This window comes from Thiomonas delicata (genome assembly GCF_900088825.1).
Taxonomy (GTDB): Bacteria; Pseudomonadota; Gammaproteobacteria; order Burkholderiales; family Burkholderiaceae_C; genus Thiomonas_A; species Thiomonas_A delicata.
In genome coordinates, this window is record NZ_LT592170.1 from 886,716 (window position 1) to 900,753 (window position 14,038).

The 14,038-nt window shown below is 70.4% G+C and carries 8 protein-coding genes and 1 pseudogene; 6 read left to right on the plus strand and 3 right to left on the minus strand.

Going from position 1 to position 14,038, the window contains the following annotated elements:
- Positions 1-24: 24 nt before the first annotated feature.
- From THIARS_RS04200 to THIARS_RS04215, 4 genes are all read left to right on the plus strand, one after another.
- Positions 25-1,431 (plus strand): aminopeptidase P N-terminal domain-containing protein, encoded by a 1,407-nt coding sequence (locus THIARS_RS04200; protein WP_094159608.1) that lies wholly within the window; start codon positions 25-27, stop codon positions 1,429-1,431.
- A gap of 77 nt (positions 1,432-1,508) precedes the next feature.
- Positions 1,509-2,669: an FAD-dependent monooxygenase gene (locus THIARS_RS04205; RefSeq protein WP_245845504.1), complete on the plus strand. Its 1,161-nt coding sequence runs from the start codon at positions 1,509-1,511 to the stop codon at positions 2,667-2,669.
- 103 nt (positions 2,670-2,772) lie between these two features.
- Positions 2,773-3,057 (plus strand): plasmid mobilization protein, encoded by a 285-nt coding sequence (locus THIARS_RS04210; protein WP_094159610.1) that lies wholly within the window; start codon positions 2,773-2,775, stop codon positions 3,055-3,057.
- Position 3,058: 1 nt separating this feature from the next.
- Entirely contained in the window at positions 3,059-3,256 is a 198-nt protein-coding gene (locus tag THIARS_RS04215; protein WP_094159611.1) for a hypothetical protein, read from the plus strand.
- Between the two features lie 96 nt (positions 3,257-3,352).
- On the opposite strand, the gene THIARS_RS04220 is transcribed toward THIARS_RS04215, so the two are convergent.
- On the minus strand, positions 3,353-4,246 hold the full coding sequence (locus THIARS_RS04220; protein ID WP_425444222.1) for a carbon-nitrogen hydrolase family protein: 894 nt from the start codon (positions 4,244-4,246) through the stop codon (positions 3,353-3,355).
- Positions 4,191-8,375: a YhdP family protein gene (locus tag THIARS_RS04225; protein ID WP_186436566.1), complete on the minus strand. Its 4,185-nt coding sequence runs from the start codon at positions 8,373-8,375 to the stop codon at positions 4,191-4,193. The genes THIARS_RS04220 and THIARS_RS04225 overlap by 56 nt, the downstream gene beginning before the upstream one ends.
- Positions 8,376-8,624: 249 nt before the next feature.
- Here THIARS_RS04225 and glnE point away from each other — a divergent pair, with 249 nt between their 5' ends.
- Positions 8,625-11,396 carry a bifunctional [glutamate--ammonia ligase]-adenylyl-L-tyrosine phosphorylase/[glutamate--ammonia-ligase] adenylyltransferase gene (gene glnE / locus THIARS_RS04230; protein WP_094159613.1) on the plus strand — a complete coding sequence of 924 codons (2,772 nt, stop codon included), beginning with the start codon at positions 8,625-8,627 and terminating at the stop codon, positions 11,394-11,396.
- Between the two features lie 54 nt (positions 11,397-11,450).
- Positions 11,451-11,966: pseudogene (locus tag THIARS_RS19235) on the plus strand (rhomboid family intramembrane serine protease); the annotation flags it as partial.
- 108 nt (positions 11,967-12,074) lie between these two features.
- Here the strand turns inward: THIARS_RS19235 and THIARS_RS04240 are convergent.
- Positions 12,075-14,021, minus strand: a complete 1,947-nt coding sequence (locus THIARS_RS04240; protein WP_141202332.1) for a S8 family peptidase — start codon at positions 14,019-14,021, stop codon at positions 12,075-12,077.
- Positions 14,022-14,038: the final 17 nt, after the last annotated feature.

Below are 14,038 nucleotides of genomic sequence, written 5' to 3' on the forward strand. Positions count from 1 at the left end.
CTGCAGGCTCAAGCTCCCGCAACCATGAACGCTCCCGACACCCACCTTCTGGCGCGCTGCGCCGCGCGCCGGCGCAGCCTGGCCGCGCAGATGGCGCAGGCCGGCGGCGGGTTGGCCATCGTGCCCACCGCGCCCGAGGTCATGCGCAATCGCGACGCCGACTACCCCTATCGGCACGACAGCTATTTCTATTACCTGACGGGCTTTACCGAGCCGCAAGGCCTCCTGGCCGTGGCCGTGGAGGCGGACGGGACGATGCACAGCACGCTGTTCTGCCGCCCCAAAGATGTCGAACGCGAAATCTGGGACGGTTTTCGCTACGGGCCGGATGCCGCGCGCGACGCGTTCGGGGTCGATGCCGCGCTGTCCATCGCGCAGCTCGACGCCGAATTGCCGCGGCTGATGGCCGATCGAGCGGCGATCTGGTGGCCGTTCGCCACACACAGCGGGTTCGAGACGCGCGTCGAGGGTTGGCTGTCGGCCGTGCGCGGCCAGGCCCGCGCCGGTCGGCGCGCGCCATCCGCGCAGTACGACCTGTGCGCCGCGCTCGACGAGATGCGCCTGTTCAAGGACGACTACGAGCTGTCGGTGCTGCGCCGCGCCGCCGCCATTTCCGCCGACGGGCACCGCCGCGCGATGCAGGCGGCTGCGCGCGGCACCCGCCAACCCCCGCCCGAGGGCCTGCGCGAATACCACCTCGAGGCTGAACTGCTGCGCGCCTTTCGCGCCGGCGGCGCGCAATCGCCGGCCTACGGCAGCATCGTCGCCGCCGGGGCCAACGCCTGCGTGCTGCATTACCGCGCCGACCGCGCCGCGGTGCGCGCGGACGACCTGGTGTTGATCGACGCTGCCTGCGAGCTCGACGGTTACGCCAGCGACATCACCCGCACCTTTCCCGCCGGCGGTCGTTTCAGCGGGCCGCAGCGCCAGCTCTACGACATCGTGCTGGAGGCCCAGCTCGCCGCGCTGGCCGCCACGCGCGCAGGCGTGCGCTTCAACGGCCCGCACGACGCGGCGCTGCGCATCCTGGCCCAGGGGCTGCTGGACGTCGGGCTGATTTCCCGCGACGTGGCGCCCGACGTGGACGCGGTGATCGCCACCGGCGCCTATCGCCGTTTTTACATGCACCGCACCAGCCACTGGATGGGCATGGACGTGCACGACTGCGGCGACTACGCCGAGCCCGGCGAGGCGCCCGAGACCCTGCCCGACGGCACCCGCCGGCCGCCGGCGCGCATCCTGCGCCCCGGCATGGTGCTGACCATCGAGCCCGGGCTGTACGTGCGCGCCGCCGACGACATTCCGGCCGCGTTCCACGACATCGGCATTCGCATCGAAGACGACGTCGCGGTGCGCGAGACCGACTGCGAGGTGCTCACGCACGCCGCGCCCAAGCTGGTCGCCGAGATCGAGAGCCTGATGCGCGACTGACGGCCGGCCGTTCGCATTCGCATCCGCAGCCTTCCGATCCCGTGGTTCCCGCCATGCCAGCCGCGCATTCGAACACCATGCCGTCGCGTATCGCCATCGTCGGCGCCGGGCCAGTCGGCCTGAGTCTGGCGCTGCAACTGCGCCGACTGGGCGCCGCGGTCGAGATCGACCTTTTCGACGCCCAGCCCGACGCCGCGGCCGCGCTTGCCGACCCGCGCGTGCTGGCCTTGTCCGAAGGCAGCCGGCAGCTGCTCGCCGCGACGGGGGCCTGGCCGCAGCAGGACGCCACCTCCATCACGCGCATCCATATCTCGCAGCTCGCCCCCGGGCTGGCCGCGCTGCCGCGCGTGCTGTTGCAGGCGCGGGACAGTGATTTGCCCGCGCTGGGCTACACCCTGCGCTACGGCCAGCTTCTGGCCGCGCTGCAGGCGGCGGCCCGGCGTGCCGGCATCACGGTGCAATACGGGCGCGCCGTGCAAGTCGAGGGCGACGCGGACGGCGCGCATCTGGTGGACGAGCCCGGCCGGCGCTACGGCCTTGCCGTTCTCGCCGAGGGCGGCGCGTTCCACACCCAGGCGCCGCGCGCCTTGCGCCGCGACTACGCGCAAGAGGCGCTGGTGGGGCGCGTGCGCTGCGACCGGCCGCATGGCGGCCTGGCCGTCGAGCGCTTCACCGCCGGCGGCCCGGTGGCGCTGCTGCCGCTGGGGGCGGACTATGCCTTGGTGTGGTGTGCGCCGCCCGCCGAGGCCGCTGCGATCGCCCATCTGGACCAAGCCCGGCAGAAAGCCGCCCTGCAGGCCTTGCTGCCGGCCGTATGCGGCCGTGTGGCCGAGTTGCAGATCGCCGGAAGCTATCCGCTTGGCCTCAACGCCGAGCTGCGTACCCGGCGCGGCCGCGTCGTGCAGCTTGGCAACGCGGCCCAGACCCTGCATCCCGTGGCCGGTCAAGGTTTGAACCTGGGCCTGCGCGATGCGGCAACCCTGGCGCAATGGCTCGCCGCGCCGTGCGTGGCCGCATCGCTCGGCGCGGCTGGCGATGCATGGCTGCGCGGCTACGACAGCAAGCGCCTGCCTGACCGCATCGCCCTGCTCGGGCTCACCGATCTGCTGGCGCGCGGCTTCACCTGGCAGGCGCCGGGCGCCTCGCTGGCGCGCGCCGCCGCCTTGGCCGCGCTGGCCGGTCTGCCGCCGCTGCGCAGCCATCTGCAAAACCGCATGGTGTTCGGCTGGCGCCGCTGATGCAGGCCCGCGCCCAGCGCGCGGGATAGGCGGTGGCGGCTTGAGCGCGCGGCGGAGAAGGGCTAGGATGTGCATGTCCTGCACATGTCGAGGAGCGTTGTCCATGGCATCCATCACCGAACGCATTCCCGTTCTCGTCACACCCAAGGAAAAAACCCGCATCGCCAGCAAGGCCCGCCAGGCTGGCGTGTCGATGGGGGAATATCTGCGCCGCGCCGCGGCCTCGTTCACCCCGGCCGACGACGACGAGCTCCTCGAAGGCATGATCGCGCAGATGGCCAAGACCACGGCGCAGGCCGATGCCGCCATCGACGCGGCCCTGGCCCATGTGCGGGCGTCAGAGAAGCGTATCGCCGCCATGGAAGCGCACGCCCGGGAGCCGCATTGACATGGGCGTGACCGACAAGATGTGGGACGCCCTGACCACGGTCATCAAGATGAACGACAAGATCGAGCGTCTGGCCGGCACGGTCAAGTCGCAGCAGGACAGGATCGAACAACTGACCGAGCGCGTCATCCGGCTCGAAACCGCGCTCGAAATCGCCCTGGCCACGCGCGGCACGCGCAGGCTGGAACACAAGGCCTGACCCGATCCGGCCGAGACTCGTTGGCATGGCGCGCATGGGCGCCGGGGTCCTTCCGCACGCGCGCGAGCGTGCGCCGGCACGCTTGCTGGCCGGCGCTCAGCGCAGCAGGCGGTGCTCCAGGGCGGGCAGGCTGGTGCGATGGTGGGCGATGCGGGCGGGGTCGAGGTCCGCGCTCACCACGCCCTCGCCTTCGGCCTGCATCGCCACCACCTCGCCCCAGGGGTCGACGATCATGCTGTGGCCCCAGGTGCGGCGCCCGTTCTCGTGCCGGCCGCCTTGCGCGCTGGCGATGACATAGGCCAGGTTCTCGATGGCGCGGGCGCGCAGCAGCACCTCCCAGTGTTTCTCGCCGGTGGTGTGGGTGAACGCGGCGGGGACGAGGAAGGCATCGCACGGCGCGGGGTTCGACAGGGCGCGGTACAGCTCGGGAAAGCGCAGGTCGTAGCAGATGGACAGGCCCACGCGCAGCCCCTCGCAGGCGAACGCCGCGGGGTGGCTGCCGGGCATGATGCTTTCGCTCTCGGCGTAGCGCTCCTGTCCGCGCTGGAAGGCGAACAGATGCATCTTGTCGTAGCGCGCCACCTGCCGGCCCTGCGGGTCGAACACCAGGGTGGTGTTGAGCACGCGGCCGGGGTCGGGGCACTCCAGGGGCAGCGAGCCGCCGGCCAGCCACAGGCCGTGGCGGCGCGCGGCATCGGCCAGGAAGCCCTGGATCGGACCGTTGCCGGGACGTTCGCGCACGCCCACCTTGTCGGTGTCGGACGCACCCATCAGGCAGAAATACTCGGGGAGCACGGCGAGCCGCGCTCCCCGGCGGGCGGCCTCGGCCACAAGCGCGTCGGCGCGGGCGAGATTGTCGTCCACGCGGGGGGACGACACCATCTGGATAGCGGCTACTTGCATGGAAGCTCCCATGGTGGTGATGATGCGCGCTTCATGGCGCGGCGGGTTGCGCCGGCGGCTCGCCGGGGCGGCGGTCCGCCGGCGCATGGGGCGTGTTCGCCGTGCCTTTGGCGTCCTTGTCGCCATCGACCTCGCGCACGTCGGGTTTGGCCCAGGTTCCGGTGACGCGGTAGCCGTAGGTGAAGGCCTTCATCAGCGGTTTGCGCGCGATGAGCTGGGCGATGAAGGTGCCCAGGCCCACGGCCGGGTTGATGAGAGCATAGGCCAGCGAGGCCGAGCCGGCGTTGATCTCGGGCACGACGACCACGTAGAGGTTTTGCGTTTCCCGCGCGAGGTTGGCCTCGCCGTCGATGAACACCGTGGCGGCCACGCCGCTCATCTTGAAATTGTGGGTGGTGGCCACCCCGTCCTGCACCTGCACGTCGGCGTTCACCTTATCGAAGACGAAACCGGATTCGAACAGGTCGCTGAAATTGAACAGCAGACGACGCGGCAGGCTCTGCAGGCTGAGCACGCCGAGCAATTTGGCGATGCCGGGATCGGCCTTGAGGAACTGGCCCTTGCCCAGATCCAGGCTGAACTGGCCCGACAAGGTGGGGTAGTCGGGCGACAGCGGCGAACCGATCCACGACACCGTGCCTTGCATGGAACCCCGGCCGCCCTTGAGCAGGCCTGGCTTGCCCAGGCGCGCGAGCAGGCCGCCGGCGTCCTGGATCGCCAGCTTGAACCCGATCGAGGTGCGGCGCGGCGCGAGGGCGCTGGTGTTCGCGGCTTGCGCGCCGGTGGCGACCCAGTCGCCGCTGCCGGTGAGGTTGGCGTCGGGGGAGTCCAGCGCGAAACGGTCGAGCCGCCATTCCTTGACGCCGTCGCGGTCGCGGTTGGTGGCCTGCACCTCCAGTCGGCTGAACAGATGGCCATGCAGATCGACGTCGTCGGCAACCACGTTGAGGGCCGGCATGCTCTTGGGCTGCTGCTCCAGCAGGCGCTCGACGTCAGGATCGGCATTTTTCGGCAGGCTCAGGCGCGACAGGCGCGCGGTCACGCTCCCCGGCGCCTCGCCCTGCCCCATCTGCCACGCCACATAGCCTGCCATCTGCTTGCTGTCCAGGTTGGCCTGCCACAGGGCGTTGCTGCGCGTGGCGCCCAGAACCACGTCGTCGAAGACGCGGTCGGACACCGTCAGCCGGCCCACACGCAGCGACAGCGCCTGGGGCAGATAGCCCGACAGATCCGTCGCCGACACCTGGCCCGAGACTGCCGCGCGCGCGCTGTTCGAGCCGCGCAGGGCGCGCTGCCAGGCGTCCACGTCCAGCACGGGCAGGTAGACGTTGGCCTGCACACCCCGCGCGGGTTGCGGCAGCTCGGCCTGCGGCCCGAGGGCGATGCCGCCGCTTTGCAGCACGCCGCCCTGCGGCGCGAGCAGGCGCACGAAGCGCGCGCGCAGGTCGCCGCCCAGATCGATGCGCCAGACGCTTTGCGCCGGGCCCGTTGCCGCGGGCGAGAAGGTTTGGCTGAAATTCAGCGTGTCGGTCGCCTCGGCCGGTTTGCCCAGCGGCGGAGGCAGGGCGATCGCCATGCCTGCCAGGCTGCTTTGCAGCTGGATCTGCGGCTGTTCGCCCTGCGCGGTGGGCGCCATGGTGATGGTGGCGGTGTAGCGCGCCTGGCCATGCAGATGGCGCAGCAGTTCGGCCCATTGGGCCAGGCGCGGCGTCGTCTGGAGCGCTTGTGACGTCACGGCGCCTGTCGCGGTCAAGGCGAGGGGCTGGGTGCCCGTCTGACCGCCGCTCAGCTGGAGCGCGCCTCCCAGCCAATTCTGCGCCGAGAGCTGCAATTTGAAGCCGGTGTTGCTGAAGTCGACGCGGCCGCGCACGCCGTCGAACGCAGGCAGGCCGGGCATGTAGTCGATCTGATTGCCCACCAGGTCGAGCTGCCCTTTCACCCTGGACTGCTTCAGGTCGTGCAGCGGCAGGCTCAGCGTGAGGCCCAGCCGCAAGGGGCCACTGGCCTGCGTTTGAGTCAGGGCGTGGCCGAGCATGGCGTCGAGCGGGCTTTCGCGCAGATAGCGCAGCGCGTCGTCAGCCGGTGTCTGGACCTGGCCGCTGGCCGTCAGCACGGGCTTGGAGAAATCGGGCAGGAACAGGTTGACATGCTGCAAGCTGGCGCCGAACACGCGGGCCGACGCGCCCACCACCTGCATGCTGCGGCCGGTGAATTCGAGCAGGCCGTCGATATGGGTGAATTCGGGCCAGACGGCATTGGCATGCACGGTGCCGGCGGCGGCCTGCTCCCCCTTGGGCAGGATGTGCAGAGGCGCGGCGTTGAACACGCCGCCCTCGACGCGCGCCTTGACCGAGAACGTTCCCTTGCTGCCGGGCTTGACGAACGGAAAGCTGGCCAGCGGCCCCTGCACGGCGAAATGCACGTCGTGCGAGCTGCCGCCGGCGATGGCCGTGCGCAGGAAATCGCGCGTCGCCTCGGGTATGCCTCGCGGCAGGTAGGCGGGCACCGCGCGCGCGTCGGCGCGGGTGAGTTGGGCGGTGAGGTCCAGCAGTCCGGGCCCCTGGGCCTGCGTGGTGTAGCGCACGCTGGCGCTCCCGGCCGCGTCCGGGGTCGCCAGCTGCAGCCGTGAGGTCTGGACGTTCCACTGCCCGTCCTGCTGGCGGGCCCAGCTCAGGCGGCTGGTGAACAGCTGCACGGCAAAGCTCGGCGCCTCGAACACATGCGGCAGGGCGATGCTGCCGTTTTGCATCACGAGCTGTGCCGCGCCGCCGGTCTGGTCGGCCTGGATCGTGCCGTCCAGGTTCTGCAGGCCGGGAAGATCCAGGGGCAGGGCGCCCGCCTCGGCGGCCGACGCCGGCCGGACCGGCGGCGCGGCAGGACCGATTGCCTCGCCAGCCGTCGCAGCGGGTGCCGCCGGGCTGTTCCAGCCCAGCCCGGTGAAGGACGCTTTCAGACTGTAGACGGCGGGCAGGGCGCTGGCCGGCGCGCCGGCCGGGTTTTGCCAGCTCGCCTGCAGTTGGTCGATGTGCCCCTTGGGTTGCAGTTGCGTCAGGCGCGTGCGCCAGATGGCGGGCAGCGGGATGTGCTGCGCCGCGTCCGAAAGCGCGGTCAGGTTCAGGGGGCCGGTCGTCAGGCTGCCGCTGGCGCCCTTGCCTGGCGGGTGCAGCAGGCGCAGATGGGCGTCGACGGCCGGGAAAACCAGCCCGTCCGCCATGGTGAACTGCAGCGACTGCAGGGACAGATCCAAGCCGCCGTCGAGCGGCGCGGCGCTGATGCGCCCGCGGACCTGGGTCAGCGCCAGCGGCGGCAGTGCCGGGTCGAGTTGCGCCTGGGCATCGCGCAGGGACAGGTCGGCGGTGACCCGTTCCAGCTTGTACTGCGCGCCGACATTCGCCCAGGCTTGCAGAGCGCCCGTGCCGGCTTGAACCTGAGCCGGCACGGGCAGGTATTGCGCGAGCCGTCCGAGGTCCACGCGCGACCCCTGCACCCACAGGGTGCCGTGCCAGCGCGCGAAATCCGCGGCGTGCCGCGAAAGCAGGGGCTGGCGGAAATCGGCACGCAGCGCAAAGGGCGCGGCCAGCGCCGCGGGAGGCGTGGCGGTCAGCGCGGCACGGTGGCTGAGCAAGGTGTTGCGCAACTCGAAATTGACATCGCGCAGCACCAGTGGAGGCGTGCCATGGCTCTGGTCGGTCCAGGTGATCTGGCTGCGCTGGATCAGGACCTGGTCCTGCTCGAACAGCCAATCGGCAAAGCGCTGTCCGGCGTCGCCGCTCGGCGCGTTCAGGTCGATGCGGATGCCGCCGATGTCCAGATGGTTCGCGTCAGGGCGGACGATACTCAGTTGCGCACCGCGAACCACCAGCTGCTCGAAGCTCAACTGCAGGCGCGGCAAGCTTTTCCAGGAAGGCAGGGCTTCCACGGCGGCAAACCGCAGCGCCGGCTGCCCCTGCGGGTTGTCGATCACCAGGCCGCGCAGCGACAGCGTCGGCAGCAGGCCGTTCCATCGGCTATGCACGGCCTCGATGTGGACCGGCAAGCCGAGCGCGCGGGTGCTGACTTGCTCCATCCAGGGAACGAGCGCCTGGGCATTGGGGAGTACCGCATAGCGCAGCGTCAGCAGTCCCACGGCCAGCAGCAGATAGCTGATCACCACCAGGGCAATGGCGGCTTCCAGCAGGCGTGTGGCCAGTTTGAGGGAGATATGCAGTGCGGACACGGGGTCGGGCGGGGATTCTGGCAACGTCGCCGCCGTGGCGCGGCGGGGATCGCCACGAGGGCTCCATGGTAGCCAAGGCACGGCACCGGAGTTTGTGGTTTCGGGCCGAAACCCGCGCGAAGTCATGTGACTTTCCGCAACATCCATGCGCTCGGACAAGACCCGGCGGCTGCGCGGCGCGCAAGCCTGCAATATGCTGCCATCCGTCAAGCATTTCGCTTGGGATGGGCGTCGCCGCCCGATTCGCTGATGCAGCTCGCCGAGTTTTCCCGCTTTCACCGCCGCCATGTCGCGCGTCTGGACGACGTGCTCGCCTTGTGGCCTCCGGGCCTGCCGACCCGGAGCGGCATCGACGCCGCCGTCGGCGCCCTGCAAGCGACCCATTCCCTGCCCGTCGCATTGCGCCGTGTGCGCAATGGGCTGATGTTGCGCCTCATCGAGCAGGACGTTCTCGAAGGTGCGCCGCTGCAGGATGTGTGCCGCTGCATCAGCGACATGGCGGAAAGCGCCATCGCCCATGCCTTGCAGCTGGCCGCCGCCGAACTGGAGGCCCGCCACGGCGTTCCCCGCACGGCGGAAGGGGCGGCGGCGCAGTTCCTGGTGGTCGGTATGGGCAAGCTTGGCGGTGCCGAGCTCAATGTGTCGTCCGACATCGACCTGGTCTTCGTGTACGACCAGGACGGCGAGACCGACGGCGCTGCGCCGGTGTCGAATTTCGACTACTTCGCGCAGATGGTGCGCCGCATCGTCCCCCTGCTCTCGGACATGACCGCCGATGGTTTCGTGTTCCGCGTCGACACCCGGTTGCGGCCCAATGGCGACAGCGGGCCGCAGGTGGTCAGCCTGGCCATGCTCGAGGAATATTTCCAGGTGCAGGGGCGCGAGTGGGAGCGTTTCGCCTGGCTGAAGAGCCGCGTGGTCTCGCCGCTGCCGAGCAGCCAGGCGCAGGTTGCGGAGCACGCCCTGGAGGCCGTGGTCGAGCCTTTCGTCTGGCGTCGTTACCTGGATTTCGCCATGCTCGAGGCCCTGCGCGGCCTGCACCGGCAGATCCGCGCCGAGGCGACCAAGCGCGCCGTGGCGCGGCCCGAGCGCGCCAACGACGTCAAGCTCGGACGCGGCGGAATCCGCGAAATCGAATTCATCGTGCAACTGCTGCAGATCGTCCGCGGCGGGCGCATGCCGCAGATTCGCAGCCGCAGCACGCTGCAGGCGCTGCAGTTGTTGGCCGAAGCCGGGCTGCTGCCGGCGGATACCGCCGCGAAGCTGGCCGAGAGCTATGTCTTTCTGCGCCGGCTGGAGCACCGCATCCAGTACCTGGACGATGCGCAGACGCACAGCCTGCCTGGCGACGACGCCGACCTCGAACATCTGGCCCAGGCCATGGGCCCGGCGCTGCTGGCGGCGCATCCCCAGGTCAAGCGCGCCACCTGTGCGCTGCTGCGCGAACTGGATGCGGTGCGGGAGTTCGTTGCCGGCGAGTTCGACGCCTTGTTGCACGCCGGCCCGCGCTGCCTGGGCTGCAAGAAACCGGCCGCGTCGATCGAGGAGTTGCGCCACAACCTGGCCAAAGCCGGATTCGCGGGCGAAGCCAGCCACGCGCGCCTGAAGGCCATGGAGCAGTCGCCGCGCTACGCCGCGCTGACCGAAGCCGGGCGCACGCGCATGCTGCGGGTGATCGAACGCGGCATCGCTCTCGCTGCCAACAGCCGGGACCCCGACCTGACGCTGTCACGCCTGCTCGACGTGCTGGAGGCGATCGGGCGGCGCGAAACCTATCTGGCGTTTTTCGCCGAGCAGCCCCAGGCGCTGTTGCGGCTAGTCGGCGTTCTCGAAGCCTCGCGCTGGGCGGCGGACTACATCAAGCGCAATCCGATGGTGGTGGACGAACTGCTCGACGCGCCCCACGAGCGCTTCAGCGCGCAGTCCTGCATCGATTACTGCGCCTCGCAACGCGCGCGCCTGCTCAAGCGCGCCACCTGGGATGCCGGCGAGGGGCTGGACATCCTGCGCCGCGCCTTTCACACCGAGCTGTTCCGCATTCTGGTGCGCGACCTGGGCGGGCAGCTCAGCGTGGAGCAGGTGGCCGACGAACTCTCGGCTCTGGCCGACGCCGTCATCGGCCAAGCCATCCAGTGGTGCTGGGCCGACATGCCCAGGCGCCATCGCGAACGGCCTGCCTTCGCCGTCATCGCCTACGGCAAACTTGGCGGCAAGGAGCTGGGCTATGGCAGCGACCTGGATCTGGTGTTCCTGTTCGACGATCCCGATCCCGACGCCCTCGAGCGCTACGCCGCTTTCGCGCGCAAGCTGGTGTGGTGGCTCACCGCGGCGACTCCGGCGGGCGGCCTGTTCGAGATCGACACACGCCTGCGACCCAACGGCAACGCCGGTCTGCTGGTGACCTCGCTGGAAGCGTTCGGGCAATACCAGCTCGGCCGTGGCAGCAACACGGCCTGGACCTGGGAGCACCAGGCCCTGACCCGTGCCCGCTTCTGCGCCGGGGATGCCGCGATCGGCCAGCGTTTCGAGGCCATCCGCGAACAGGCGCTGCGCATGCCGCGCGACGCCTCGGCGCTGCGCGAGGAGATTCTCGCCATGCGCCGCAAGGTCCGCGAGGGCCACCCCAACCGCACCGCCTTGTTCGACATCAAGCACGACGAAGGCGGCATGGTGGACGTGGAATTCGCCGTGCAGGCCCTGGTGCTGGCCCATGCCTCCAAACATGCGGAACTCGCGGCGGACATCGGCAATATCGCGTTGCTGCAAAACGCCGAACAGCAGGGTCTTCTGCCCGTCGGCATCGGTCGCGGCGCGGCCGATGCCTACCGCCGTTTGCGCAAGCTGCAGCACCAGGCCCGCATGGAGGGCGCCTCGCAGGCGGCGCATATCGCCCCCGAATCGGTCGCAGCCGAGCGCGCCGCCGTGCGCGCCTTGACCGAGGCGGTGTTCGGCGCGCCGTCCCAGGCTTGCGCTGGGTCCGGCGGCGCGCCGGAACGCCGCCTGGGGGCGGCCCACGGCTGACGCCCCGGCGCGTGCCTGACGCCACCCGCAGCCCGATCCGCGATCCTCCGCGCCATGCGTTCCATCCGCGATTGCGCGCCGGTCGCTTTTGCGCTGGGTCTGTTTCTGCTCGCTCTCGCCGCCGACCCCTGGGTGGGCGCGCTGCAATACAGCCGTCCGCTGGTCGTGCAGGGGCAGTGGTGGCGCCTGCTGACAGGCGGCTTCGTGCACCTGGGCGCGCTACACGCCGCGGTGAACGCGTCGGCGGCCGGCTTGTTGCTGGCGCTGGCGCGGCGCTTTACCCTCGGCTGCGAGCTGGTGCGCAATGTGCTTCTCGGCGCCGTGCTGGTCAATGTCCTGCTGTTCGTGTTCAGCCGCGATGTCGGCTTCGCCGCCGGCTTGTCCGGTGCGCTGCACGCCGCAGCGGTGGCGCTCGGGCTGCGCTTGCTGTTTTCGGACCATTCCGAGATCGATGCCGCCGGCAGGCGCATGGCGCGCGGCATCGGGGGCCTGCTGCTGGCTCTCATCGGTCTCAAGCTGTACGCCGAGCATGGCTGGCGTACGCCCATCGCGCTCGAACGCTGGTGGGCGTTTCCCGTCGTGGTGGCAGCGCACCTGGCCGGAGCCGCGGCCGGCGTCGTGTTGGCGGCGTGGCCCTGGTGCGGGCCGCGGCCGGCGCAGAAATGGCGTGAACAGACCCTAGTTCCGGCTGCGGCGCCCACCCCGGAGCGCGACGAGAACGAGTCCGCCGAGTGCCAGGAGTTCGAGCGGATCGGCCGCGCTGCCGCCGCCGGACGACCCGGCCGGCGCGGTGACCACGACCTGCGTTTGGGAGGTGGAGCTGTGCCCGGCGCTGTCGGTGACGGTGAGGCTGAAGCCATAGGTCGCGGGCGCGGGTGCGATGAACGTCGCCGTGGCGGCATTGGCCCCGCTCAGCGTCACGGCTGGGCCGGCTGTTTGGGCCCATTGGTAGGTCGCGAGGCTGGCGCCGGGCGAGGGGCTGCTTCCCGCTGACGAAAGCGTGACGCTGGCCCCGGTTAGGGGCGATGCGGGAGTGGCCGAGATGACCGCCACCGGGTCGACCGCGTTCTGCACCGCGACCGCGGCGTCCAACAGTCCGGCGCCGCAGGTGGCGGTGGTGCAGTTGCAGTTCTGCGCGGCCGGGGAGGTGCTGGGGTTGTTGGGGTCGCCCGACTGCGCGCTGGTGTCGCAAGTGGCCAGCCCGTTGACGGCCGGGAAGGGCCTTGCGCTGTTTTCCATCAGCGCGAGCAGCGAAGCCGGGGTGAGTTGCGGATTGCGCGCCAGCATCAGGGACGCCACGCCCGACACCATCGGGGCGGCGAAGCTGGTGCCTTGCTCGATGCGCAGGACATTACTCGACGGCGTGGTGGCGCCGCTGTTGGACAACGAGATCAGTCCCGGGTCGGTGTTGTAGGCGCTCAGGTCGCCGCCCGGCGCCATCAGGCTGATGCCATCGCCATAATCCGAATAAGTGGCCTTGCCGCCGTTCTGGTTGGCGGCGCCGACCGCGGCCACGCCCTGGCAGTTGGCCGGCACGCCGATGGTGCCGGATTCGTTGCCCGCCGCCGTGACGACCAGCGCGCCGCGCGCCGTGGCGTCGTCGATCGCGCTTTGCAGCGCGCTGCCGCAGGGCGCCGTGCCGCCGAAGCTGATGTTGACGACCCGCGCCGGATTCGGGTTCGCCGGCGCTCCCGGCACGCTCATGCCGACCGCCCAGCGGATGCCGTCGATGACGTCCGACAGCAGTGCGCCGCACTTGCCCGCCACGCGCACCGGAAGGATCTTGCTGCCCCAGCTGATGCCGGCGATGTTCTGGCCGTCGTTGCCCATCGCGGCGATCTCGCCGGCGATGAAGGTGCCGTGCCAGGAGCTGTCGCTCACCGGGCAGCCGTAGTACGGGCCATTGACGTTGGCCGACTCGGCGCTGGTGACCCAGTCGCCGAGGTCGGCCGGGTTGGCGTTGCGCCCGAGCGGATTGGTCTGCGCGTCCACCGTGCTGATCATGTCGTAGCCCGGCAGGATCTGGTTCTGCAGGTCGGGCCAGCCGGACAGGATGCCGGTGTCGAGCACGGCCACGGTGGCGCCGCCGGTGGTGCTGTCCCAGGCGCGTTCGGCATTGATCGCCGCGGCGCCGGCGAGCGTGGGATTCTGCAGATCCCACTGGTTGTCTTGGCCGGTTCCGAACGTTCCATTGCTGTAGGGAACCTGGCCCTGGCACACGGCCGTGTAGCAGGGGTCGTTCGGCACCAGTTGCAGGTGCAGGCGGATGTTGGGTTCGGCGTCGGCCACGCCGGGCTGGGCGCGCAGCGCGGTGAGCGCCGAACGCAGCTGCGCCGGCGTGCTACCGGTGGGCAGCTGAAGGACCTGCGCTCCGCCCGACATGGGGATGGCCTTGTCCACGGCAACGCCGGCCGCCGCGGCCAGGCTCATCAGACGGTTGCCGGCCGCCGCGGGCGAAAGACGCTGCGTGCTGCCCGGCGATGCCGGGGCCATCTGCACGATGATCTGCGGGACGAAGCCAGGCGGCGCGGCCTGCGCGGCGACCGCTCCAGCGATGGATGCCATGCACGCGGCGGCGACAAGCATGAGGCGCATGAGGCGCAAGACGGTTTTTTGGGTGCGCATGGTGGAGGTCTTGGTTT

Excerpts from the sequence above, each read along its gene's own strand:
- THIARS_RS04210 (WP_094159610.1), top strand. The coding sequence starts at position 2,773 with ATGGCATCCATCACCGAACGCATTCCCGTTCTCGTCACACCCAAGGAA.
- glnE (WP_094159613.1), top strand. The coding sequence starts at position 8,625 with ATGCAGCTCGCCGAGTTTTCCCGCTTTCACCGCCGCCATGTCGCGCGT.
- THIARS_RS04240 (WP_141202332.1), bottom strand. The coding sequence starts at position 14,021 with ATGCGCACCCAAAAAACCGTCTTGCGCCTCATGCGCCTCATGCTTGTC.
- THIARS_RS04200 (WP_094159608.1), top strand. The coding sequence starts at position 25 with ATGAACGCTCCCGACACCCACCTTCTGGCGCGCTGCGCCGCGCGCCGG.
- THIARS_RS04220 (WP_425444222.1), bottom strand. The coding sequence starts at position 4,246 with ATGCGCCGGCGGACCGCCGCCCCGGCGAGCCGCCGGCGCAACCCGCCG.
- THIARS_RS04205 (WP_245845504.1), top strand. The coding sequence starts at position 1,509 with ATGCCGTCGCGTATCGCCATCGTCGGCGCCGGGCCAGTCGGCCTGAGT.
- THIARS_RS04215 (WP_094159611.1), top strand. The coding sequence starts at position 3,059 with ATGGGCGTGACCGACAAGATGTGGGACGCCCTGACCACGGTCATCAAG.